At 61.8% G+C, this 23,165-nt stretch carries 18 protein-coding genes and 1 tRNA gene; 8 read left to right on the top strand and 11 right to left on the bottom strand.

Translation table 11 applies throughout. From position 1 onward, the window contains the following. Positions 1-315: 315 nt before the first annotated feature. From HK28_RS04175 to ileS, 6 genes are all read right to left on the bottom strand, one after another. The gene (locus HK28_RS04175) at positions 316-1,704 is read right to left on the bottom strand and encodes an amidohydrolase family protein (RefSeq protein ID WP_086643354.1); all 1,389 of its coding nucleotides are present in this window, start codon (positions 1,702-1,704) and stop codon (positions 316-318) included. Between the two features lie 29 nt (positions 1,705-1,733). Continuing rightward, positions 1,734-2,378: a protein-methionine-sulfoxide reductase heme-binding subunit MsrQ gene (gene msrQ, locus HK28_RS04170; protein WP_086643353.1), complete on the bottom strand. Its 645-nt coding sequence runs from the start codon at positions 2,376-2,378 to the stop codon at positions 1,734-1,736. A 372-nt stretch (positions 2,379-2,750) separates the two neighbouring features. Beyond that, positions 2,751-3,683 (bottom strand): protein-methionine-sulfoxide reductase catalytic subunit MsrP, encoded by a 933-nt coding sequence (gene msrP, locus HK28_RS04165; protein ID WP_086643384.1) that lies wholly within the window; start codon positions 3,681-3,683, stop codon positions 2,751-2,753. A 250-nt stretch (positions 3,684-3,933) separates the two neighbouring features. Then, positions 3,934-4,476, bottom strand: coding sequence for a DUF3035 domain-containing protein (locus HK28_RS04160; RefSeq protein WP_086643352.1), 543 nt, complete (start codon positions 4,474-4,476; stop codon positions 3,934-3,936). A gap of 14 nt (positions 4,477-4,490) precedes the next feature. Continuing rightward, on the bottom strand, positions 4,491-5,036 hold the full coding sequence (gene lspA / locus HK28_RS04155) for a signal peptidase II (protein ID WP_086643383.1): 546 nt from the start codon (positions 5,034-5,036) through the stop codon (positions 4,491-4,493). 14 nt (positions 5,037-5,050) lie between these two features. Further along, positions 5,051-7,981 (bottom strand): isoleucine--tRNA ligase, encoded by a 2,931-nt coding sequence (gene ileS / locus HK28_RS04150; RefSeq protein WP_086643382.1) that lies wholly within the window; start codon positions 7,979-7,981, stop codon positions 5,051-5,053. Positions 7,982-8,094: 113 nt separating this feature from the next. Here ileS and HK28_RS04145 point away from each other — a divergent pair, with 113 nt between their 5' ends. The 7 genes from HK28_RS04145 (at position 8,095) to HK28_RS04115 (ending at position 16,908) form a co-directional block, all read left to right on the top strand. Further along, complete coding sequence (locus tag HK28_RS04145; RefSeq protein WP_158093391.1) at positions 8,095-8,673, top strand: GFA family protein; 579 nt, start codon at positions 8,095-8,097, stop codon at positions 8,671-8,673. A 283-nt stretch (positions 8,674-8,956) separates the two neighbouring features. Next, a complete protein-coding gene (hydA, locus tag HK28_RS04140; RefSeq protein ID WP_086643350.1) occupies positions 8,957-10,393 on the top strand; it encodes a dihydropyrimidinase in 1,437 nt (478 codons plus the stop codon). Continuing rightward, positions 10,390-11,175: an HAD family acid phosphatase gene (locus HK28_RS04135; RefSeq protein ID WP_233140342.1), complete on the top strand. Its 786-nt coding sequence runs from the start codon at positions 10,390-10,392 to the stop codon at positions 11,173-11,175. Before hydA ends, HK28_RS04135 begins: the two co-directional genes overlap by 4 nt. Before the next feature lie 128 nt (positions 11,176-11,303). After that, on the top strand, positions 11,304-12,785 hold the full coding sequence (gene xdhA / locus HK28_RS04130; RefSeq protein WP_086643349.1) for a xanthine dehydrogenase small subunit: 1,482 nt from the start codon (positions 11,304-11,306) through the stop codon (positions 12,783-12,785). After that, positions 12,778-15,159, top strand: coding sequence for a xanthine dehydrogenase molybdopterin binding subunit (xdhB, locus tag HK28_RS04125; RefSeq protein WP_086643348.1), 2,382 nt, complete (start codon positions 12,778-12,780; stop codon positions 15,157-15,159). The genes xdhA and xdhB overlap by 8 nt, the downstream gene beginning before the upstream one ends. Beyond that, entirely contained in the window at positions 15,152-15,979 is an 828-nt protein-coding gene (gene xdhC, locus HK28_RS04120) for a xanthine dehydrogenase accessory protein XdhC (RefSeq protein WP_086643347.1), read from the top strand. The genes xdhB and xdhC overlap by 8 nt, the downstream gene beginning before the upstream one ends. Beyond that, on the top strand, positions 15,979-16,908 hold the full coding sequence (locus HK28_RS04115) for a LysR family transcriptional regulator (RefSeq protein WP_086643346.1): 930 nt from the start codon (positions 15,979-15,981) through the stop codon (positions 16,906-16,908). The genes xdhC and HK28_RS04115 overlap by 1 nt, the downstream gene beginning before the upstream one ends. Before the next feature lie 177 nt (positions 16,909-17,085). On the opposite strand, the gene HK28_RS04110 is transcribed toward HK28_RS04115, so the two are convergent. The 4 genes from HK28_RS04110 to HK28_RS04095 form a co-directional block, all read right to left on the bottom strand. After that, the gene (locus tag HK28_RS04110; RefSeq protein WP_086643345.1) at positions 17,086-17,958 is read right to left on the bottom strand and encodes a glycosyltransferase family 2 protein; all 873 of its coding nucleotides are present in this window, start codon (positions 17,956-17,958) and stop codon (positions 17,086-17,088) included. 167 nt (positions 17,959-18,125) lie between these two features. Beyond that, positions 18,126-18,200: transfer RNA gene (locus HK28_RS04105), tRNA-Met, on the bottom strand. Between the two features lie 59 nt (positions 18,201-18,259). Beyond that, positions 18,260-19,834 (bottom strand): amino acid permease, encoded by a 1,575-nt coding sequence (locus tag HK28_RS04100; RefSeq protein WP_086643344.1) that lies wholly within the window; start codon positions 19,832-19,834, stop codon positions 18,260-18,262. Between the two features lie 225 nt (positions 19,835-20,059). Continuing rightward, positions 20,060-20,911: an undecaprenyl-diphosphate phosphatase gene (locus tag HK28_RS04095; RefSeq protein ID WP_086643343.1), complete on the bottom strand. Its 852-nt coding sequence runs from the start codon at positions 20,909-20,911 to the stop codon at positions 20,060-20,062. 221 nt (positions 20,912-21,132) lie between these two features. Between HK28_RS04095 and HK28_RS04090 the strand changes: the two genes are divergently transcribed. Continuing rightward, positions 21,133-21,591, top strand: coding sequence for an MlaD family protein (locus HK28_RS04090; protein WP_086643342.1), 459 nt, complete (start codon positions 21,133-21,135; stop codon positions 21,589-21,591). A 361-nt stretch (positions 21,592-21,952) separates the two neighbouring features. Here HK28_RS04090 and HK28_RS04085 read toward each other — a convergent pair whose 3' ends face one another. Further along, positions 21,953-23,134 (bottom strand): ATP-grasp domain-containing protein, encoded by a 1,182-nt coding sequence (locus tag HK28_RS04085; RefSeq protein WP_233140341.1) that lies wholly within the window; start codon positions 23,132-23,134, stop codon positions 21,953-21,955. Between the last annotated feature and the right edge of the window lie 31 nt (positions 23,135-23,165).

Raw genomic sequence — 23,165 nt, 5'->3', positions numbered from 1 at the left:
AAGCATAGCGCTCAGGTCCTGCGATGGCGATATGGCCGGTCGCTTGCGTTTCGTGGAGATTGAAGCGTGAAATTGAGTGGCGGGCTGCGATAACATGCGGCAGCACGCGCCACATTGGCACAGTGCTTCGGCCCGAAAACTCCGTTCAACCGACGATCCGGGTTGCGCCGGACTTGCCCACGAGCCTGCCGGGCTTGCGCGGTCGGCAGTCGACCCGTTTTCTTCGGGTGGTCTTGTTGATCGCGCCGTCCGCCGAGGTAGCGAGGCGCCCCGCATAAGAGGCAAAAACCCTCGCCAGTCATACATTGGTGAAAACTATTGCAGCGTGAGCGACACCTGCCGTCCCCCGTGCCACACCTGAGAAATGTGATCCACGGCGCCGATATCGTTGCTGGGATCAGCGTCCAGAATCACAAAATCCGCTCGCTTGCCCGCCGCCAGCACGCCTCGATCACTCAGATGCATGAGGGCAGCGGCCTGTCCCGTGCCCAGCGTCAGAGCCTGAACCGGCGTCAATCCAGCCTGAACAAGAAGACGCAATTCGCGATGTTCCGCGTATCCAGGTATCCGCAGCGGCGTTGCGCCGGAATCCGTGCCAAAACCAATATTCACGCCGGCAGTGTACAAGGTAAACAGGTTGTGTTCATTCATCACGACCGCCTTGCGCGCCGCAGCAGTTTGCGGATCTGCGAGCGTCTTTTTCCGCCACCCCGCATCCGCGAAGCGGTTCCTCAGTTCCGAACTCAAGCCCTGCGTCAACTCGGGGTCGGACAGGATATCGGGGTTATCAGCGTAGAAATAGATGGATTCATCAAGGCTGATGGTAGGGATATACCATACCCCACCACTTTTCATGGCGTTGATAAGCGCCGCGTCGACCGCGGTGTCACGCACGCCGTGCGCCAGTATGTCCGCATGGTCGGCGACCATCTCCTTGGCGTAATGCAGATCATGGATATGCGCGGCGACACGTAAATCATGCTCGTGCGAACGCGTGATCACCGCCTTTACGACGTCTGGCGACATGACAGGCATCGGCGCCTTGCCCGCGACTCCGTTCGTGAAGGTGTCCACCCAGATCTTGACCAGATCAGTCCCTTCCGACGCCATTTTGTCGACGGCGGCGCGCGCGGCCTCAGGCGTTGCAGGCCGTAGAACCTGTTCGTCGTCCACATGCATCATCGCAGCGGGAGGAGCGCCGCCGGGGACGCCTATGCCCTGATCCACACCAAACAGATCGGCGCCCGGATTCTGCTCCGCATGTTGCTCTCGTCGTAGGTCGTCGAACAGTGGCGAGCGTGTGACGCCGAGGGCGACGACCGTGGTCACGCCGTAACGTTCATACTGCTGCAACTGGCGGAGGATTACGTCGCGCGTGAAATGCTTCGAGCCTACGTCGGTTCCCTCGTACAACCCGACATGCACGTGATCGGAGACCAGACCGGGAATCATGGTTTTGCCTGTCAGGTCGACGATGGTGGCCCCGGCCGGTGGCGTCGCCGATGCGTCGGGCGTGACCGAAACAATTTTTCTGTCCTGCACGATCACGGTCATATTCGGTTGCGCAGCGGCGCCTGAACCGTCGATGACGGAAACATGCTCGAAAAAGGTCTGATTGGAACTTGTTGCCTCTTCATGCGAGCACCCGGCCGCAAGCAGCGAGAGCGAGGTCAGGCAAATAGCCCGGAAAGTCAGTGATTTCATGAATGCCAGTTCCTTGCGATCATTACGCGTCAGGCGACACGACGTCTCTTCGGGTTTTGAAACGAGCGGACGCCCCGAAAGATCAATAAAAACATCCCGAACGCCACGAACAGAGCCGCATCCGCGTGCCATGTCTTGAACGCCATGAGAAAATGAATCGATGCGGTCACAAGCGCTACATAAGCGAGACGATGCAATTTTTTCCAGTTTCGGCCCAAACGCCGGATCGCGCCGTTCGTCGATGTGAGCGCCAGCGGCGACAGGCAGAGGAGCGTCAGCATTCCGAAAACGAGGAACGGACGTTTCGTTATGTCGTCTCCGAAAATGCGAAAATCAAATCGCAGGTCCAGAGCCAGATAAGCGAGAACATGCATGGCCGCGTAGGAAAAGCACAACAGCCCCAGAACCCGACGATAAACGATCAGGTTTATGCTGAAGGCGATACGCAATGGCGTGATCAGAAGACTTGCCAGAAGAAATCTGTAGGCCCAGAGGCCGAGAAATTCCTCGAACGCCCGGACAGGATCTGCGCCCAGCCTGTTATGTGCTCCCAACCAGAACCACCATGCTGCAGGGCAAAGCGCAACGAAATAGAGCGTCCAGCGTGCGGCCGGAGATTTTAGCCATCGTTTCAGGGATGACGATGGACCGCCGCGAACAGGCCACGGGCTCATGCCGCACCTGATCGAAAAGGGGCGGGAAAGATATTTTCTGATTTGCCTCGCTTGAAGCGCATCGCCCTTACGTCCGTCCGAATATCGTTGGCTCGACCGACGCAATTGGCCAGATCGTTACAGTGGGGAGCATGTTCGTTCGCATCTGTCTCAAGATTGTTCGGCGACTGCATTACATGAACGAAAAAAAACGCAATCTTTCCTGATCAGGTCAAGCCCGAAAGCTGCCTGCAGGACTCACGGAGCCAAACAGTGGGCTTGTAATCTCATTCAAGGCTGCAAGGAAGGAGCGTTACCCAGCCGCATGCCAGGTTAGGGGGAGTCAAAACCGATCTGGCGCATTGGCGGCTCAAACGGAATACGTCCGGCGCGTTAATAGAATTTCCGGAGATCCATGCCCGCGTAAAGCTGCGCGACCTGCGCCCCGTAACCGTTGAACATCTGTGTTGGCTTGCGCGTTTCGCCGAAGAAGCCGCCGCTGCCAATGATCCGTTCGCTAGCCTGACTCCAGCGGGGATGATCGACCTCAGGATTCACGTTCGCGTAAAATCCATACTCGTTAGACGCCATACGATTCCAGGTCGTCGGCGGCATTTCCGAGATCAGCGTGATTCTCGTGATCGATTTTATGCCTTTGAAGCCGTATTTCCATGGCGTCACGAGGCGAAGCGGCGCCCCGTTCTGATTTGGCAACAGGTCGCCGTAGAGGCCGAGGGCAAGAAACGATAGCGGGTTCATCGCCTCGTCCAGTCGCAACCCCTCGACATAGGGCCAGTCGAGAGAGCCAAGTCCGCCTCTCTGGCCGGGCATTTGGTCCGGACGAACTACCGATTGAAAGGCTACAAACTTGGCCGATCCCTGCGGTTCGGCCTTACGTAGAATATCGGCCAGAGGCACGCCGTCCCACGGGATGACCATTGACCACGCCTCTACGCAGCGCATCCGGTAGACGCGGCTTTCGAGGGCGCCGCCCGCGATCAGCGTATCTACGTCCAATGTAAGTGGTTTGGCGACTGCCCCGTCGATCGTCAACGTCCATGGACGAGGTCGAAATCCACCGGAAAGCCGCGCCGGATCAGCTTTGTCCAACCCAAATTCATAGAAATTGTTGTAGTGCGTCACGTCCTCTCGCGGCGTCAGAGGCTCGGACGCATTGAAGGGGCCCGGGTGCACGGAAAGTCCCGCCGCGTTCGCGACTCGCGAACCGCCAAGCAACCCTGCAGCCGCCAGCAGGCTCCGTCGCCGAAGATACGCGCGCCGAGGCGTGATTTCACTGGGACGCGGTTCAGGGAAAGATGACGCCATGCAGCCTACTCTGTGCGAACGAAAGGGCGCCTGAATTGGCGCGCGCATCGTCGCTGGTTCTTCGTAAGGCTGTGGGGAAGAACGTCCCGCCGCAAGTAAAAAAACGGCAGGATTTCGGTAAGACGTTTGGCGGAGGATGAACGCCGCAACCAAAAAGCGTCTATCAAGTGTTGCGCCTTGTCAGGCGGGGGTGGTTTTTAAAACACCCTTTTTGCTGAAAAGCTGAAAACGACCTGATCCTGATTTACGGTCAGAATATGCCCATAAACTTGGATTTCTTTTCGTGCTGCGTCGGCGTGGCGCCCTGTGTCGGCGGGTTGCCGAGAGCTGCGTTGGCCTTCAGACGCCGATTTTCGGACTCGCCGTCCACGACGCCGCCTGCGCCGCCGCCCTTCCAGAACAGCAGTTGATCAACGTAGCTTTTGTCGCCGGCTGCGCCCAGTTCACCCTGGTTCGGTTGGGTGGAGGATGTTCCGGCTTCGCTGATCAGAAGACTCTGCCCTTCGCTGGCGCTGCCGGAAGAACCGTGGAGCGCGACTTCAGGGGAGAGGGTTTCCAGCGCCTGCAGCCGCTCGCTCTCGTCCTGCGGACGCGAGGCTCCGGTGGAAGGCGGCGCAAGTTCACTTGACGGCGGCATCGACAGGGGGGAGCGCGTGGTGACGGTGTATTCGTCTGGAACGCTGCGCTCCAGACCAAAGGCGCGGCTCACATCCGCGCCGGAGCATCCGGATAGCGAGATAGCCAGACTGGCGACGCCTACCGTAGACAGAAGAGCCGAATTTACTCGCACCATAAACGCCCCATTACCTAGTCATCCGCAACAGGTTTGCGGCCGTCAGCCGGTCTTCCCCCGTCCTGGAGGAGGCCGTCGACGATCAGCGCAGCGACGCTGCAAACGATCGCCGAGTCAGCGACATTGAACACATACCATGACCATCCGGCCGCGTGTAGGTGAATAAAATCCACCACTGCGCCATAGCGTAACCGGTCGATGACGTTGCCGATTGCGCCGCCGGCGATCGCCCCGACCGCGCAGGTAATCAGCGGCCGACGCGACCGCGCCATCCATACCAGCAGGCCGCCGACGATCAGCAGTGCGACCGCAGAGAAAATGATGCGCCCCGATGAGCCTGCGCGGGAAAACATACCGAACGTAACGGCGGTGTTCCACACCATCGTGAAGTTTAGCCCCGGCAGGATCGGTACCGATCCCTTGTCTGGCAGGTGGAATCCATAAAGAATCCAATATTTGCTGAACTGGTCCGCCGAAAGAACAATCATCGCCGTGAGCAACCCGAGGCCGAGAGCCCCGCGCGAACCACGTCCGACGGCTTCTCCTGTCGTGTTGGGCATTGTTTCGAACGCCGTCACGGGCAAGCGCCTGTTCGGCCTTCGACAACGCTGGCGCAGCGGAAGCAAAGGGTTGGATGGGCGTCCGTCTTGCCAACCTCAGGCAGAACCCGCCAGCAGCGCGCGCATTTCTCGCCGACCGCCGGGGTGACCAGCGGTGGCCCGTGGGGAGCTCCGGCGTCGATGTCGGCGGTGAGAGGGGCGAGGTAAACCGACGCCGCGCCCGGAACCACGGACACTTCCGTATGGGAGACAATGGCGAGATCGCTCCAGTCGACTCCCGCGAACGCGCCCGCTTCGGCTTCGGAAAGCGGCAACTCCACCTGCGCCTGCAAGGAGGAACCCACCAGACCGCTTCGGCGCGCTTCCTCGATTTCCGTCGTGATCACGCGACGCACGGCGCGCAGCGTGACCCACCGTTCGCCAAGCTCCGGGTTGTGCCACTCGCCCGGAAGGTCCGGGAACTGTTCGAGATGTACGCTCGTCTCTTCACCGAACCGCGCCGTCCAGGCGTCGTCGGCCGTGAACACCAGCACCGGCGCGAGCCACGTCGCAAGGCAGCGGTGCAGGATGTCGAGCACCGTGCGGGTCGCGCGTCGGCGATGGCTGTCGATGGCGTCGCAATACAGCGCGTCCTTGCGAACGTCGAAATAGAACGCCGACAGATCGGTGGTGCAGAAGCCGTGCAACGCGGGATACACGCCGACCCATTCATGTGTCTCTACCGCTCGTGCGATCAGGCCGCCCAGTTCCGTCAGGCGATGAAGCACCCAGCGTTCGAGTTCCGGCAATTCAGAGTAGGGCACGATCTCAGATTCGGAGAAACCCTCCAGCGCGCCCAGAAGCCAGCGCAGCGTATTGCGCAGGCGGCGATACAGTTCGCCCTGCTGCTTGAGAATTTCCTTGCCGATACGGAGATCTTCGTTGGTGTCGGAATTCATCACCCACAGGCGCAGGATATCCGCGCCGAGAGTGTCGTTGACGTCCTGCGGGGCGACGACATTGCCGAGCGACTTCGACATCTTGCGGCCATGCTCATCCAGCACGAAACCATTGGTCACCAGCGCCTTGAACGGGGAAACGCCGCGCGTCCCGACGCTTTCCAGCAACGAGGACTGGAACCAGCCGCGATGCTGGTCGGAGCCCTCCAGATACAGGTCCGCAGGGAACTGCAACTCGTCCGAGCCTAGCACGAAGGAGTGGGTCGATCCGCTCTCGAACCAGACGTCGACAATGTCGAACACCTGCTCGTAATCGTCAGCGTTGTATGCGTTGCCCAGAAAACGCTTCGGCTCGTCCTTGTACCACGCGTCGGCGCCTTCCGTGCGGAACGCCTCGACAATGCGCTGCATCACTTCCGGGTCGCGCAGAACCTGTCCCGTCGTCTTCTCCACAAACACGGCGATCGGCACACCCCAGGCGCGCTGACGCGAGATGCACCAGTCCGGGCGGCTCTCGACCATTGACGTCAGACGGTTTCGGGACTGCTCCGGCACGAAGGTCACGTCTTCCAGCGCCTTCAGCGCGGAAACACGGAGTTCGCCTTCGCCGTCCATGCGGATGAACCATTGCGGCGTGGCGCGGTATATGACCGGCGTGCGGGAACGCCACGAATGCGGGTAGGAGTGAACAAGCGTCCCACGGGCTACCAGACCGGCAGGGGCGTCGCCCGCCTGATTGGCGCGCTCCATCGCCGCCGACAGCGCCTCGCACACCGGATCAGCGGCCTTGAAGACGTGGCCGCCTGCGAACAGCGGCGTGTGCGGCGCGTAGCGGCCGTCGTCCATCACCAGTTCAGGCACTTCGATCCCGTGCGCGACGGAGACGATGAAGTCGTCCTCGCCGTGTGACGGCGCCATGTGGACGAGGCCGGTGCCCGCGTCGGTCGTGACAAAATCGCCCGGTAGCAGCGGCACGTCGAAATCATAGCCGTCGCCGCGCAATGGATGCGCGCATTGGGCGTCTGCCAGAGCCTCTCCGGGCAGGGTGTACAGAATATGGTGCGTCAGGATTCCGGCTGCGCTGCAAACGGAACTGACCAGATCCTCCGCGACAAGAATCTTCGCTCCGGCCTCGAGCTTCGCCTCGGGCGTCGTCTCGTCAACGCGCAGGACGACGTAGGTGATCTCCGGGCCATAGGCGATGGCGCGGTTGGCCGGGATGGTCCACGGCGTGGTCGTCCAGATAACCGCAGACACGCCATCGAGCGCGCCCGCCGCCGTGGGGTCTTTAATGAACGGAAACGCGACAAAAATGGTCGTCGATGTGTGGTCGTGGTACTCGATTTCCGCGTCCGCCAGAGCGGTCTTTTCAACCGGGCTCCACATGACCGGACGCAGGCCGCGATACAGCCCGCCGTTCAGCAGGAACCGCCCGATCTCGCCCACGATCGCGGCTTCCGACGAGAAATCCATCGTGGCGTAGCGTCGCGCCCATTCGGCCTGCACGCCAAGACGCTTGAACTCAGCCATCTGCACGTCAAGCCAGCGCCCGGCCCATTCGCGACATTCGGCGCGGAACTGCAGGACCGGAACAGCGTCCTTGTCCTTCTTCGCCTTGCGATATTCTTCCTCGATCTTCCATTCAATCGGAAGTCCGTGACAGTCCCAGCCCGGAACGTAATGCACCGCGTAGCCCGACATCCGGTGGCTGCGGTTGATTACGTCCTTGAGAATCTTGTTCAGCGCATGGCCGATATGGAGATGACCGTTGGCGTAGGGCGGTCCGTCATGCAGCGTGAAAACAGGCCTGCCTTTGGCTGCGTCGGCGATCTTGCGGTCAAGCTCCAGCGCGTCCCAGCGCGCCAGCAGGTCCGGCTCACGCGTCGGAAGGTTGCCTCGCATCGGAAAGGACGTGACCGGCAGAAAGACCGTCTCCCGGTAAATGTCAGGCGCGGCGTTCCCGTTCGAGCGGGCGGCGTCGGGCTTCTTGTCTCGGGACTCGGTCATCGTCTGGGCCATCTGTCGTGTAAGGTCGGCGAAACGCCAACGGGCGGGAACGTCAAGAAACGGCGAGGCGAGGGAGAACCACCCCGTCGAAGAGTGGTGTTATGCGAAGGTCCATGACCCGCGGTCAAGGCGAAGGTCTGGCGCAGTGGAATGGGGAGCACGGATTTCCTGTTCGGCCGGAATCACGGTTATGTTGCGGGCCTACGCAGGACGTCGGGCCACAGACGTCCTGCGTCGGTGCGAACATCCGCACGCGTCGTGGCATCGGAGCGATTGACGACATGAGCACCCACATCACCGGCCAATGCCTCTGCGGCGCGATCACCTACGAAATTACAGGGAAGCCGCTGGTTTCAGGGTTGTGCAACTGCACCGACTGCCAGAAGCAGACCGGAAGCTCCTTCTCCCACGTCGTGATTTTCAAGGCCGAAGATTACCGACAGCATGGCGAGACCGGGAGCCACGATACGCGGGGCGACAGCGGAGATATGGTGACGCGCCATTTCTGCAGGAACTGCGGCTCTCCCATCCGCAGCGGAGTTCCGTCGATGAGTCATCTGGCGATCGTCAAGGCCGGCACGCTGGAGCATCCGGGCGATTTTCCTCCGTCGATGGAGCTTTACTGCAAGGACAGGCTGTCGTGGCTTCCGACGCTGGAGAAGGTCACACGGTACGAGGCGGGATCCCGGTAACCGTCCCTTACGTTACGATCCGTCGATCGCACTGGTTGTTTCGACCGTAGCAATTCTCTCCCGGGCGGGGCCTGTATTACGAGCGCCGTCACATCCATATCGAAACGGCTACGAAGGCACCGGCGGCTTCGGTTTGTAGGGTTCCTTGCGCCGGGACGACATTTCGCGAACGGCCGGGCTGAGGTTTTTATTCGATAGCTCGTGCGGCTTAGCCTTGGCGGGGCCCTCTTGAATCCCCTCGCCACACGACGGCACACTCACCCGGAACAAGGGGAGAGGCCACATGCTGCTGGTTCGGGGCGGAACAGTGATTACGGCGGACTCGTCGCAGCCTGCGGACGTACTCTGTGGTGACGACGGCGCGATACTAGCGGTTGGTTCCGGTCTGGAGCATCCGATCGGCGCTCAGGTTCTCGACGCGGGCGGCTTGCTGGTCATGCCGGGCGGGATCGATCCGCACACCCATATGGAAATGCCTTTCATGGGGGAGGTCGCGTCCGACGACTTCTTCACTGGCACGGCAGCGGGGCTTGCTGGCGGCACGACCTCCATCATCGACTTCGTGATCCCGGAGCAGGGCGGCTCCTTGATCGACGCCTGGCGTGCGTGGCGGGCCAAGGCCGAGAAAGCGGCGGCGGATTACGGCTTTCACGTCGCGGTCACCCATTGGGACGATCGCGTCAGCGAGGAAATGGGCGAACTGGTGCGCGATCACGGCGTGTCGTCGTTCAAGCATTTCATGGCCTACAAGGGCGCGTTGATGGTCGATGACGGCGTGCTGATGCGCTCACTCGCCCGCGCGTTCGAACTCGGTGCGCTGTGCAACATCCACGCGGAGAACGGGGAGGCCGTGGCGTGGCTTCAGGCGGACCTGCTCGCGCGCGGTCTGACGGGTCCGGCCTCGCACGCGGCCTCGCGCCCACCTTTGGTAGAGGGGGAAGCTGCGCAGCGTGTCATCGCCATTGCGGGGGTGCACGGAGCCCCAGTCTATATTGTTCATGTCTCGACCGAGGACGCGACCAGAGCCATCGCCGAAGCCCGCGCGCGGGGGCAGCGCGTGTACGGTGAGGTGCTGGCCCAGCATCTGGTGATCGACGACAGCGTCTACAAAACCGACGACTGGCTGTCCTCGGCGCGCCACGTAATGAGCCCGCCGTTTCGCCCTCGCCATCACCTCGATGCGCTCTGGGCGGGTCTCGCCTCCGGAACGTTGCAGACGACGGCGACGGACCACTGCTGTTTCTGTGAGGGCGCAAAGCGGAAAGGCGAAAGCGATTTCACGAAAATACCGAACGGCACGCCGGGAATCGAAGACCGCATGAGCGTGCTTTGGCATCACGGCGTGCGAGCCGGACGCCTGACGCCGCAGGAATTCGTCGCCGTTACGTCGACGAACACATCGCGCATCTTCAACATGCATCCGCGTAAAGGGGTGATCGCCGTGGGCGCGGACGCCGATCTTGTTCTGTGGGACCCGGAGGGAAGCCGCACGATATCGGCGGCGACTCATCATCAGAACGTGGACTATAATGTTTTCGAAGGAATGACTGTGACGGGGCTTGCACGACATACAATCAGCCGTGGCGTTCTGGCTTGGACTGATGGCGACCTTCGTGCTGTGCACGGAGCCGGGCGGTATGTGGAGCGTCCGTGCGGCAATTCGGACATGACGGCGTCCACGCTGCGCGCCGCTGCGCGTGACCCGCTGGTGGTGGCGTGAGCCACGTGTCAGGAGCGCCGTTGCGAGCGGCGGCATTTCTCGCCGCGTGCGCCGTCGGTCCGCTCTCTGCCTGCGCCCCGAGTAGCGTCACGGCGAACGCATCGTCCAACGCGCCGGTGACAGTGACGTCTTCTTCTGCTCCCACCTATGCGCAGACGCTCATTGATCAGCCCGCCAATGTCGGCGACGCCAAGATCGCAGCGGTCGATTATTATAACAGCGGTCGCTACCTGAAGGACGTTGGGGTCGTCGCAGACGCTGCGCGCACTTGGGTGCAGGAAGAGGCGCCGCGCGTCAGCAAGCCTGCCATCGTGCTCGACATCGATGAAACGTCGCTCTCGAACTGGCCCATGACGAAGGCTGACGATTTCGGTTATTTCCCCAAAGGGCCGTGCGATGCGCTTCCTGCCGGTCCATGCGGCGCGGAGGCGTGGGAGTTGTCGGGCAAGGCGAAGGCTCTGCCGCCAATGCTCGCGCTCTATCAGGCGGCGCGGGCTGACAATGTGGCGGTGTTCTTCGTGACGGGACGGCGCGAAGTTGAGCGGAAATCGACTACGACTAACCTGTTGAACGCCGGATATCGTGACTTCGCGGCGCTTTATCTCAAGCCAAACGCCATGAAAGTTGCCTCCGCCGCAGACTATAAGGCACCGGTTCGCCAGTCGATCGAAGCGCGGGGATATACGATCATTGCGAATATCGGAGACCAGCCGTCCGATCTCGCGGGTGGTCACGCCGAGAAGACTTTCCTGCTTCCCAACCCGTTCTATAGGGTGCGATAGATCGTTGCGGAACCGGCTCGGGAGCGCCCCCGAACGGCGGACGGTGCAGGCGTTTCATCCGGGGGGATGGGGAGCGTTTGGGGCGTACGCTGCAGTCAGTCTGGTTTCGTGCATGTGAGGGGGGATATATGCGGGACGCCATCAGGTTCTGGCTGGGCGACGAACTGATCACGCTGCGTGACGTCGGGCCGACCGTGACCGCGCTGGACTGGCTGCGTGAGACGCGCGGTCGCAAGGGAACCAAGGAAGGCTGTAACGAAGGCGATTGCGGCGCCTGCACGATCCTCGTCGTGCGGAGATCGCCCCAGGATGGCGCTCTGCAATGGAACGCAGTCAACGCATGCATCCAGTTCCTGCCGATGCTGGACGGCGCACAGGTCTACACCGTGGAGGATTTGCGCGATCCGTCCGGCGCGCTGCACCCGGTGCAAAAAGCCATGGTCGATCAGCATGGATCGCAATGCGGCTTCTGTACGCCGGGATTCGTCATGTCGATGGTCGCGTTCCGCAAACACGCCGCGTTGATGCGGCGCCCGCCGACTGACGCCGAGATCGACGATGCGCTGGCCGGAAATCTTTGCCGCTGCACCGGCTACGCGCCGATCGTCCGCGCCATGCAGCAGGCGCTGGACGCAGGCCCAGACCGGTTCGACGCTATCGAGGCCGATATCGCACAACGTCTGGACGCGCTCGCAGACGGGCTGGGCGCAAGTCTCGAGGGAACGGAAGGGCGCGTCACCATTCCGGCGTCTTCCGACGAACTGGCGGCGGTCATGGTCGCGACCCCGGGTGCCCGGATCGTGGCGGGAGCTACGGATGTAGGCCTGTGGGTGACCAAGCAAGGTCGCGCGCTGCCGCATGTGGTTTTTATCGGGCAGACGCCCGACCTTAACCGAATCGAACGGACGGAAGCGGGCGTCACGCTCGGCGCCGCTGTCACATGGAGCCGAGCGGAGGATGCGTTGTGCGCGCTCCAGCCAGGAATGCGCGAGACGATCCGGCGGATCGGCGCCCGGCCTGTGCGAAACTCTGGCACTGTGTGCGGCAATATCGCGAATGGATCACCCATCGGCGATGGTCCTCCGCTTCTGATCGCAGCCGGTGCGCAGCTTCTGCTGCGTCGGGGCGATGCGCGTCGGCGGATTCCGCTGGAAAGTTTTTTCATTGATTACGGCGTGCAGGATCGAGCGCCCGGCGAATTCGTCGAAGGCGTTTTCATCCCGATACCAAAACCCGGAACCCTGTTCGCTGGATACAAGGTCTCCAAACGCTTCGATCAGGATATCTCGGCTGTGATGGCGGGGTTTTCCCTCTGCATCGAAGGCGACGCGATCAGCGAAGTTCGCCTCGCGTTCGGCGGCATGGCGGGGACCCCCAAGCGGGCTGCTGCGGCGGAGGCCGCGCTTATGGGGCGTCTGTGGGACGAGTCTGCGTTGGAGACCGCGCGGGAAGCACTGGCGCAGGACTTCACTCCGTTGAGCGACATGCGCGCAAGTGCTTGGTACCGTCTTGAAGTTGCGCGAAATCTTCTGACCCGTTTCCACGCCGAGACAACCGACGGAGCGCGCGTTTCTGTCTACGCGTCTGCGACGGAGGCGGTCGATGCCTGAGGGTGGCGCCATCCCGAAAGATGAAACGATCGGCCAGCCGCCGGGACGGGCCTCGCACTCTTTGCGGCATGAAAGCGCGGAACTGCACGTAGCAGGCGCTGCCGCCTATATCGACGATCTGCCTGAACCCAAGGGGGTGCTGCACCTTGCGCCGGGCCTGTCCACCGTGGCGCGCGGACGCATTCTGTCGATGGATCTCGACGCCGTGCGGGCGGCGCCGGGCGTCGTGCGGGTGCTGACCGCCGCAGACATACCCGGCGAGAACGACGTAAGCCCCGTCGGGAAACACGACGAACCGCTGCTGACCAGCGACGATGTCTCGTTCTGTGGGCAGTTGCTGTTTGTCGTCGTCGCGGAGACGCGCGCACAGGCGCGCTCGGCGGCGATGCTCGCCAAAATCGACTACGAGCGAGAGCCGCCCGTGCTGGACATCGCTCAGGCGAAGGCGGCGGGCGGCGATCTAGTCTGGCGCTCCCTGACCATGCGTCGTGGCGATGTGGAGAAAGGCCTGAACGACGCGCCGCGCCGTCTCACGGGCGAAATGGCTATGGGCGGGCAGGAGCACTTTTACCTCGAAGGGCAGGCCGCAATGGCGATCCCCGGCGAGGACGGGGAGATGCGCGTCTGGTCCTCTACCCAGCACCCGACCGAAACGCAGGTGATGATCACCCACGTTCTCAATCTGCCGAGTGCGCTGGTGACGGTCGAGGTCCGCCGAATGGGCGGAGGCTTTGGAGGGAAGGAGACGCAGGCTAACGCCGTCGCCTGCCTCGCCGCACTGGCGGCGTCCCTGACGGGCAGGCCTGCCAAGATGCGCCTCGACCGGGACGACGACATGATGTCGACCGGCAAGCGGCACGATTTCCACATCGAATACGACGTCGGTTTTGGCGATGATGGTCGGATACGCGCCGTCGACATGACACTGGCCGCACGCTGCGGCTGGTCGGCTGATCTGTCAGGACCTGTGACGGATCGTGCGCTGTTTCATGCAGACAACGCCTATTACTATCCCGATGTTCGGCTGCGCTCCCTGCCGCTGCGCACCAACACGCAGTCGAACACCGCTTATCGCGGCTTCGGCGGGCCGCAGGGCATTGGCGGCGCGGAGCGGGTGATTGAGGAAATCGCTTACGCCACCGGCCTCGATCCGCTCGAAGTTCGCCTGCGCAACGTCTATGAGTCCGGCACGCCGCGTGACGTCACACCGTATCATATGCAGGTCGAGGATTCGATCGCGGCCGATATCATGAAAGCGCTTGCAAAAGACTGCGACTATTTCGGACGCAAACAGGAGGCTCGGCGCTTCAATGCCGACAGCCGTTTCATCAGGCGTGGACTCGCACTGACTCCGGTCAAGTTCGGCATCGCGTTCACCGCCACGCATTACAATCAGGCCGGCGCACTGGTTCATATCTACACGGATGGCTCCGTGCAGGTGAACCATGGCGGGTGCGAGATGGGGCAGGGGCTCCATACGAAGATGACGCAGGTCGTCATGCGCGAACTGGCGCTCGATGCGTCGCGCGTGCGCATTACGGCGACCAACACCGGGAAGGTCCCCAACACCTCGGCCACGGCGGCGTCGTCAGGCGCGGACCTCAACGGCATGGCGGTGCTTGATGCCGTCACGCGAATCAAGGCCCGGCTGGTCGGGTTCGCCGCCGAAAAATGGAAAGTCGCCGAAGACGCAGTCACGTTCGGCGCCAACGGCGTCAGCGTCGGCGATCGCACCATCCCGTTTCCAGAACTCGTGAAAGCGGCTTACTTCGCACGGGTGTCCCTGTCCTCCAGCGGTTTTTACAAAACGCCGAAAATTCACTGGGATCAGGACACTGGCCGCGGCCGCCCTTTTCTCTACTTCGCCTATGGCGCCGCCTGCTCGGAAGTCGCCGTGGACCTGCTGACCGGAGAAATGCGGATCGAGCGGGTCGATATCCTCCACGACGCAGGGCGGTCACTAAATCCAGCCATCGATATAGGGCAGGTCGAGGGCGCGTTTGTGCAGGGCGCGGGCTGGCTGACGACCGAGGAACTGGTCTGGGACTCGTCTGGTCGCTTGCGGACGCACGCGCCAAGCACTTACAAAATCCCGGGTTGTTCCGATCGCCCTCGCGTTTTCAGCGTCCGCCTGCTCGACGAAGCGCCAAATCGCGAGGAAACGATCTTCCGCTCCAAGGCCGTCGGAGAACCGCCGTTCGTGCATGGTTTTTCTGTCCTGCACGCGATCTCGGACGCACTGGCCAGCATCGACGACTACCGCACATGTCCGCGTCTCGACGCGCCCGCGACGCCGGAGACGATCCTGCGTTGCGCCGCCAGATTGCGGGAAGCGGCGGGTTCCCGCGTGGCCTCCGCGCCCGCAGATGGATGAGAAGGTCGAAGCCTTGCGCCGCTGGCGGGGCGATGGCCGTCCTGTCGCCTGTGTGACGATCACGCGGGCGCAGGGCTCCTCGCCACGCGAGGCCGGGGCCTTCATGCTCGTGAGCGCGGACGCCGCCAGTGGTACGATCGGGGGCGGCGAGTTGGAGTGGCGGGCGACCTGCGCCGCACGAGAGGCGCTTTCATGCGACGTGCGAACAAGGACCTTGTCCGTGCCTCTCGGACCGGAAATAGGGCAGTGTTGCGGCGGGCGCGTCGATCTGCGCATCGAAAGACTCGACGCGAACGGCTTCGACGCGCTTGAACGTTCGCTGCTACAGGAACGTGCGAGACGTCCCACGCTGATCCTTTTCGGGGCGGGCCATGTCGGTCGTGCGCTGGCGTCATCATTGTCGGCGCTGCCTTTGCGCCTGATCTGGGCGGACTCACGGCCTGAGGAATTCGGAGCTATTCCTCAAGGCGTGGAGATCGAGGAAACTGGCGACTGGGAAAACATCGTCGCCGACGCGCCTTCAGGTTCTGGCGCCCTCGTGCTCACGCACAGCCATGCTCTGGATGCGTTGGTCGTCGCGGCGCTACTTGAGCGTGGAGATTTCGCTTATGTCGGCATGATCGGATCGACGACGAAGCGCCGCAAGTTTGAAAGCAGCTTTCGTGAAATTGGTTTGCCTGACGAGCGGATCGCAACGCTGATCTGCCCGATCGGTGATCGCGGAGTGCGCGACAAGAGGCCTGAAGTGATCGCGGCCCTTGTCGCCGCCGAAATCGTCGAACGTCTGCTGCACGCCAAGCCTTTGGAGAGAACGTCGTAATGGATTGGCGTCTTGGACGCGTGCTGCGCCTTCATGACCGGGCGTTGCTGTATTTTGACGCCGTGCGCCAGCATGGCTCCATCCGGGAGGCGGCCCGTCAGCTGAACGTGACGCCGTCCGCGCTGACGCGGCAATTGGGGCAGATGGAAGCCGAGATCGGCGCGCCGTTGTTCGATCGGCTGCCGGGCGGCATGGCCCTGACGGCGGCAGGGGAGCTTGTGGCCCGCCACATCGTCACGGTGGTTCAGGACGCCACGCGCACCGACGAGCGGCTTGCGGCGCTCAGGGGCGCGAGGGCAGGGAGCATCAGGATCATGGCCGTGACCGGGGTTATGGGCGGTCTTCTCGTGCGTGTGCTGCAGCGCATGATGACGCGTCATCCTGGCGTCAACCTTCATGTCGAACCCGGAGCGCCTGACATGATTGCCGACGCGCTCGCGCAGGGGCGAACCGATCTGGGGGTGGCGTTTTCGATGCCGCCGACAAACGATCTCATGCCGGTCGCGAGAGTCAATTTCCCCCTGGGCGTCCTTACCCCCGTTGGTCACCCGATTGCGGGGAAGGCGGCGGTTACGATGGCGGAATGTGTCACGCATCGCCTGATTCTTCCGTCACGCTCTCTTTCGTTGCAATGGGTTCTGCAGCCGCTTCTCAGGCCATACCGGGACAAGCTGGACGTGGTGCTCGAAACGGGCTCGATCGAGTTGATGAACCGCATGGCGGCGGCAGGCGCGGGTATCGCGTTCCAGTCGCCTCTGGCGCTGGAGCCGGGCGATACCGGGCTGGTGCATGTGCCGCTCGACGATGCAAACGCGCTGACTGATCTGGGCGTCTATGTTCGGGAGGCGCGCTGGTTGCCCCCGGCGCTTGAAGCGCTCGTGGAGGAGATGCGAGAGGCGTTGGAGGAGACCGCTGGAGGGGTGGTCTAGGGAGCGCGAGCTTCCTCACGTCGTTGCCTTGCCTGCCGTTCTCTTCATGACCTTCGCCCGTTCCATCGCGATTAGGACAGATCGCGCCGGTGGTCTTGTCTCCCACGCGGGTAAAAACGCTGTTTTGTAGCGCGGAAGTCGATTCGTCGCGTCCGTTTCATCCGATCCGGCGACATCCTAAAACGTCCCGACAAACCGGTCCGGCAGCCGCCAGAGAGCGTCGCCAGAAAGATGCAGATCGATCTTGTAAAGTTCTTCAGTTCGGGATTCTGCGCTCTCCATCACGCGCGCAAGCCATTCGCGCAGGGCCGGATCGTTCTCTCCCAGAACAATGTCGTCACGACGTTCCAGCCCCGCCATGCCGGAAAGCATGGCGTCCCAGTGATCGTCCGCCATGCGTTGGTGCATCCCGGCGTCCTGCCGTTTCCATGGCTGCGTGCGCGTGCGGGCCAGACGTGACAGCCCGGCGTCGCGATCGGCGTAACGAAGGTGAAAGAGATAGAGATCGTCGAAACGCGGTGGGGCGTCGATGCAGTGGAAACCGGGCGCCCATGACACAGGTTGGCGGATCAGAACGGGTTTGCACATCGCGCTCGAGAACCGCAGCCACCGCCGCTGCTCGCTGACCGGGCGGATCCAGTCCATCGCCGGCTCTTCGCTGGACGGGTGAATAACGTCGAAGCCAATAGCGGTTCTGACGCCATCTTGTTCCACGGACGCGGCATAGCCGAGCAGCGAGTTGTGCCGTGCGGGATCCGCCACCAGAAACTCGTCAATATCGACGTAGATCACCGCGTCGTACCAACACAGCAAAGAGGCGCAGAAGCAGGAGAGGAATCCTGCTCTCATCTTGTCATCCTGCGGAGACCGGGGGATGCGCACGATGTTCACGTCTCCCAGATCGGAAACGCTTCCATCTGTCGATCCGTGATCGATGACGTAACACCGGGCGTCCCCGACCTGCGTCGCGTAATGACGACACCAGACAGAGACCAGATCGCCCTCATTATAGGTCATGGTGACGATGGCGAGGGGAGACCGTGATGACATGGGACCGCCTGCTGCGCGTTGTTACGACGCCTGCCGCGCCCGCCGCCAGTTCCCGCAATTGATCACCCTGGCTCATTGAGCAAAGGGATGAGACGCTCAGCCGTCAAGCCGCGATGGCCTGGCAAGCGTTTAAATAGTCGTTTTTAACTGGAGAAATTACCGGCCGATGGTAGCGGCGGACGGATTTGAACCGCCGACCAAGGGATTATGATTCCCCTGCTCTACCGCTGAGCTACGCCGCCATCGCGCCGGTGGTGGGTGAACTATCCGCGTGGCCCAGCCAAGTCAAGGCGCAGAGGGTTCATGACGTCGTCGAAGCCCGAAGATGCGAGTGTTTCAGCCCGTAATAGCGGTAAATTCCGGCGCCCAATGCGAAATAACAGGCAAGGAGAATCGCAGGCGTCGGATTCCCGGCGAGCAAATCCCTCACCACGTCGATGAACAGCGGCCCGACCATGATCAGGCAGAAAGCGATGCCCAGAGCAGGCGCAATGCCGATCCAAACGCCGCGAATCCGCACGCCGCCCAACGGCACCCGAAAGGGCCGAATCGCATCGGGACGTGCGTTACGGTCCCAGATGACGGTCAGGCACACCACGCCGAATGCGGACGCCGTGCCGATGCTCACCAGATCGCTGATGATGTCGATCGGAAGAAAGGCCGTCGCAAGCGCCACGGTCGCGCCGAGAATGATCGCGCCCTTCCACGGTGTGCGGAAGCGGGGATGCAGGATGCAGAAGGCGGGAGGCAGCAGTCCGTCACGGGCGATCGTGAAGAAAATCCGGCTCTGGCCATACAGCAGTCCGAACAGGACGGAGCACAGTCCGATCACCGCGCCGACTTTCACCAAAAGCGCCAGCCACGGCCAGCCGATCGCGTCGACTGCGAGAGCCAGCGGGTCTGCGACGTCCAGCGTTCTCCACGGCACAACCCCGATGAGCACGGCGGCGACGCAGATATAGACGACAGTGCAGATCAACAGAGAACCAATCACGCCAATCGGAATATCGCGCCGCGGGTTTCGCGCCTCCGAGGATGCCGTCGAAACGGCCTCGAAGCCGACATACGCGAAGAAGATGATGGAAGCTGCACGGAAAATACCGGGAATTCCGTAGTGGAACGATCCTTCCGAAGGCGGGATAAACGGCGTCCAGTAAGCCGGATGGATGGCGCGCAGACCAACGACCATAAAAATCAGCAATACGCCGACCTTCAGAATGACGATCGCGGTGTTGATGCGCACCGATTCCTCGACCCCCATCACCAGAAACACGGTGACGAACAGAACCACGCCCGCGCCGACAACATCGATGCGCGGCCCAACTACGGCGTGCATTCCCGCGGGGGTCATCGTCGTCTGGATGAGTGTTGTATGCAGGGCGGCCGGCACATGGACGCCCAGATCGCCGAGCAGGCTGACCGCATAGCCGGAAAAGCCTGAGGCCACGCCGGCGCATGAGATGCCGTATTCAAGCAGCAGCAGCCAGCCGACCCACCACGCCGCGCGTTCGCCCAGCGAGACATAAGCGTAGCTGTAGGCGGATCCGGAAACCGGCATTGCCGAAGCCAGTTCGCCGTAGGAAAGCGCCGTAAACAGGCAGGCCAGGCCCGCGATGACGAAAGACAGGAGAATGGCCGGTCCGGCGTAATTGGCGGCGGCGGTGCCGGTCATCACGTAGATGCCCGCCCCGATGGTCGAACCGACGCCAAGCATGGTCAATTGCACGGGGCCGAGGCTGCGGCGAAGGCCGTGACTCTCGTTCTCCTTTTCAATCGTCTCGACCGACTTCCGGAGCGCGCCCCGGGCGAAAAAACTCTTGTCGGTCGGCGAGGCGGGCGCGCTGTCGGACCGCAGGCCGGGCTGTGGGCTGGGCATGGTCGTCGACTTGTCTCCATCTATGCGCGAGAGCGCCGCTTTGCAGGGTGGCGGTCGCATCAATCACGGGAACTGGAGTCAGCCCCGTCCGCACGACGTCGCCGCCGCGCCCCATCGGAACGTTATCCTACAGGAACAAACGTGCAAACGAAGAACGACGCTGTCCGACGCCATGCTCGGAAGCGGGCGGGACGAAAACGTCGCCGTTGCGCGGCGTGGCAGGTCTTACAGCGCGCCGCCGAGTATCGCCAGCGCACCCAGACCGACCGCGATGCAGTAATAGGCGAACGGCGCGAGCGCCCAGTTGTCATGGTTGCGGAAATACCGCATCAGCGCGGCCGTGCTGATCAGTGCGGTGATTCCGGAGACGACCGCCGCGATCAGACCGATCTGGATCTGCTCGTGGCTGATGGTCATGTGGCGCATCTTCATCACCTGATGCGCCGTCGCCGCCAGAATGACCGGCTCCGCCATCAGGAATGAGAAACGCGCCGCTACGTCATGATGCAGGCCGCGCAGCAGGCCGCCCGCGATCGTCGCGCCGGAGCGCGAGAGGCCGGGGAACAGGGCCAGACATTGGAAACAGCCGATGATCAGCGCGTCGCGCGAGGTCAGGCTTGCTATCGGGCGGTCGGAAATATCCGCTCCAATCCGGCCACGCAGGCGTTCGACGGACAACAGCAACAATCCGTTCAGGATCAGGAAGCTGGCCGCCGCAAGCGGCGCGCCGAACAGATGCTTCAGAAGATGATCGAACAGGCCGCCCACGATAATCGCCGGGATCGTGGCGATGACCAGCAACATGATGATCTTAAGGCTCTCCACCCGTCGCTGCGCGTTGTCGAACCCGAAAAGGCCGCGGAAAATAGCGGCCCAGTCACGCCAGAAGAACACGAACAGCGCGACCGAGGTCCCCAGATGGAGCATCACGAGGAACGGGAGGAACGTCTCGTCATTTTCGTTGAAAGGCCAGTGAAGAAGCGCGGGAAGCAGAACAGCATGCCCGAGACTGCTGACAGGGAAGAGCTCGGTAGCCCCCTGGAGAATAGCGATCACGAGGGCCTGTATCAGCGTCATGCGGCAATCCGGTTTGTGAGGGTCTCATGGGCACGGCGTCTACGCGCCGGGGCGCTTCCGTGCAGGACCGCCGGGCATAAGTATTAGACTGCCCTTAAAGAGAGCGATACCTGTCGGCGCGCCGATTCTGGGTGGCGCGGCGCTTGACGGCGAAGGGGACGCTCACGCTTACTCCGCCCTGAGACGCGTTGGCGTCGGTTTGACGAGGGGGACGACATCTGATGGCGATACGCAGAAAAGGCGGTCCGCTGCTGTTTAGCACGGCAGTGATCGCACTTACCGCCGGATTCGCCCTCTACGCGCATGGCCTGCAGACTGACTTCGGCGCAAAACGTTATCCTCTTTCTGCGCGCTTCATTTCGGCGAATGGCCTCGCCCCGGGGGCGGATGTGATGATTTCCGGCGTTCCTGTAGGTCGCGTCGATACGATTCGCCTCAATCCCGCCAGCGCCATGGCGGAGGTGGCGTTTGAGGTTGACGACCGTTTGCATTTCCCGACTGACAGCACGCTCTCGGTGGGCAGCGCCACGATGTCGGGCGACAACGCCCTGATCATTGAACCGGGCGCTTCCTCCGTGTTGACCAAGGCCGGAGACGTGCTTGCCAATACACGTGAGCCCATGAGTCTTGAGCAGCAGGTGAGCAATTACATTTTTGGTAACGGCGGTTTGCCGGATTAAGCTGAAAATGAAATGAACTGATTTCTAAGAGATATCACCTAACGAACTAATTTATTGAAAATACTGTTTTGCATCGCCGTTTGTTTGATAGGACGCGAAGCTGATACTGCATGGATTTGCTATACGGCCTCCCTTGGGGACCAAAGCGGATATTTGATGCACTTTTGATTATCAAATCGAAGATATTTAAAATAATTGAAAATCAAGACGTTACCTGCATTTTTTGATAGGAAAATTTAGGCGGGCCAGGATCCGGTCTAGGCAAAACGAGCATGTCGTGCCAAACCGTAGAGAGTCTCTTGACGCGTTAAATAGTGGGCCATTTTTAAAAATATCGTTCAATAAAATCAGTTAATTACAATCAATCGTTAAGCGGGTAGGAACGCATCAGGCGGCGCTGCTCGCGCCACAATCTTACACCTTCCCTCACTGAGCAGGATTTCCAGCCGGCTCGTTTCTTCTTCGCGCCAATCCGAAAGCTCTCGCCGTAGTGATGAAACTGCGTGGCGTAGGCTTCCCGCAACGTAGTGGTGGCGTCCCAAATATGCGTCGCTTCTGAACCGACCCCGTTGATCTCGATAATTTCGAAGCCCTCGCCTCGACGGAGAGCATCGACTGACTCAAATTTCACGTCTACACGCCCGAAGTGAAAGTCCGGAATATCGGTCATGATCCGATCGAGCGCAGCCACGAGCGCGGGCGTGATGTCGGTTGCGCCGTTGCGGAACACAGATCCCTTGCAGTGATTGCCGGTGAACACCAGGGGAAGTCCCGCGCCCTGGGGAAGCACCTCGGTCAGGCGCTCGGAAAGGCGTTCGCGATAAAGGTGCGGCACCAGACGGGTGCGCGGATCGGAAAGCAGTAACTGTTCGACCGTAGAAACCCCGTCGCCCGTGAGAAACGGCACGTCCTTGTATGTGATGGAGCTGATGCGTCCGGTCGGCTCGTCAGGATGGCGAATGTAGAACAGCCCGGCTTCGTGTTCGTATGGGATCAGCCGCTGGATGATCAGGCGGACGCCGCGAGGAAAGGCGGCCAACGCGTCGGCCAGCGCCTCCCGCGTTCGCACGAGCTTGACCCCGGTTCCATTGCATCCGATGTCGGGCTTCACCACTACGGGCAAGCTGAGGGACGCCGACGCCAGAGCAGCCTCCGCGCGCTTCAGATCCTCAGAATCCGTGTCGAGAATGACGTAAGGCGCGATCCAAGGGCGTGCGACTGGCCCGGCCATGTCCAGAATGGATGTCTTGCTCTCGCCGCACAGCCCGCCAGTCGCGATCCGCGGATTGGCTGCTGTGGGCAGGCCAAAATCGCGATAACGCAAACCCATCATGATCCAGTAGGCGACGATCGGCGTATAAAACAGCCAGCCGGGCCAGAACTCGAAGAAGCTGACCGGTCCGCCGGTTTCGCGAGCCGCTCCTGAACGGCTCTCTTGTTTTGGCGACGCTTCGCCCTGAAACGCGCGGGTGGCCAGAACCCCATAATCGGGAACGTCTGAGGAGGCTGCGAACTCACGGGGCGCGCGGGGCATAAAGGTCATGAGCAAATCCGTATCGTGTTTCGATCCGTCG

The sequence above is a fragment of the Acetobacter sp. DsW_063 genome (assembly GCF_002153745.1).
Classification (GTDB): Bacteria; Pseudomonadota; Alphaproteobacteria; order Acetobacterales; family Acetobacteraceae; genus Acetobacter.
The sequence above is the reverse complement of the archived record's forward strand: the minus strand, read 5'-3'. Positions and strand labels throughout refer to the sequence as shown.

Excerpts from the sequence above, each read along its gene's own strand:
- HK28_RS04175 (WP_086643354.1), bottom strand. The coding sequence starts at position 1,704 with ATGAAATCACTGACTTTCCGGGCTATTTGCCTGACCTCGCTCTCGCTG.
- msrQ (WP_086643353.1), bottom strand. The coding sequence starts at position 2,378 with ATGAGCCCGTGGCCTGTTCGCGGCGGTCCATCGTCATCCCTGAAACGA.
- msrP (WP_086643384.1), bottom strand. The coding sequence starts at position 3,683 with ATGGCGTCATCTTTCCCTGAACCGCGTCCCAGTGAAATCACGCCTCGG.
- HK28_RS04160 (WP_086643352.1), bottom strand. The coding sequence starts at position 4,476 with ATGGTGCGAGTAAATTCGGCTCTTCTGTCTACGGTAGGCGTCGCCAGT.
- lspA (WP_086643383.1), bottom strand. The coding sequence starts at position 5,036 with ATGCCCAACACGACAGGAGAAGCCGTCGGACGTGGTTCGCGCGGGGCT.
- ileS (WP_086643382.1), bottom strand. The coding sequence starts at position 7,981 with ATGACCGAGTCCCGAGACAAGAAGCCCGACGCCGCCCGCTCGAACGGG.
- HK28_RS04145 (WP_158093391.1), top strand. The coding sequence starts at position 8,095 with ATGACCCGCGGTCAAGGCGAAGGTCTGGCGCAGTGGAATGGGGAGCAC.
- hydA (WP_086643350.1), top strand. The coding sequence starts at position 8,957 with ATGCTGCTGGTTCGGGGCGGAACAGTGATTACGGCGGACTCGTCGCAG.
- xdhA (WP_086643349.1), top strand. The coding sequence starts at position 11,304 with ATGCGGGACGCCATCAGGTTCTGGCTGGGCGACGAACTGATCACGCTG.
- xdhB (WP_086643348.1), top strand. The coding sequence starts at position 12,778 with ATGCCTGAGGGTGGCGCCATCCCGAAAGATGAAACGATCGGCCAGCCG.
- xdhC (WP_086643347.1), top strand. The coding sequence starts at position 15,152 with ATGGATGAGAAGGTCGAAGCCTTGCGCCGCTGGCGGGGCGATGGCCGT.
- HK28_RS04115 (WP_086643346.1), top strand. The coding sequence starts at position 15,979 with ATGGATTGGCGTCTTGGACGCGTGCTGCGCCTTCATGACCGGGCGTTG.
- HK28_RS04110 (WP_086643345.1), bottom strand. The coding sequence starts at position 17,958 with ATGTCATCACGGTCTCCCCTCGCCATCGTCACCATGACCTATAATGAG.
- HK28_RS04100 (WP_086643344.1), bottom strand. The coding sequence starts at position 19,834 with ATGCCCAGCCCACAGCCCGGCCTGCGGTCCGACAGCGCGCCCGCCTCG.
- HK28_RS04095 (WP_086643343.1), bottom strand. The coding sequence starts at position 20,911 with ATGACGCTGATACAGGCCCTCGTGATCGCTATTCTCCAGGGGGCTACC.
- HK28_RS04090 (WP_086643342.1), top strand. The coding sequence starts at position 21,133 with ATGGCGATACGCAGAAAAGGCGGTCCGCTGCTGTTTAGCACGGCAGTG.
- HK28_RS04085 (WP_233140341.1), bottom strand. The coding sequence starts at position 23,134 with ATGACCTTTATGCCCCGCGCGCCCCGTGAGTTCGCAGCCTCCTCAGAC.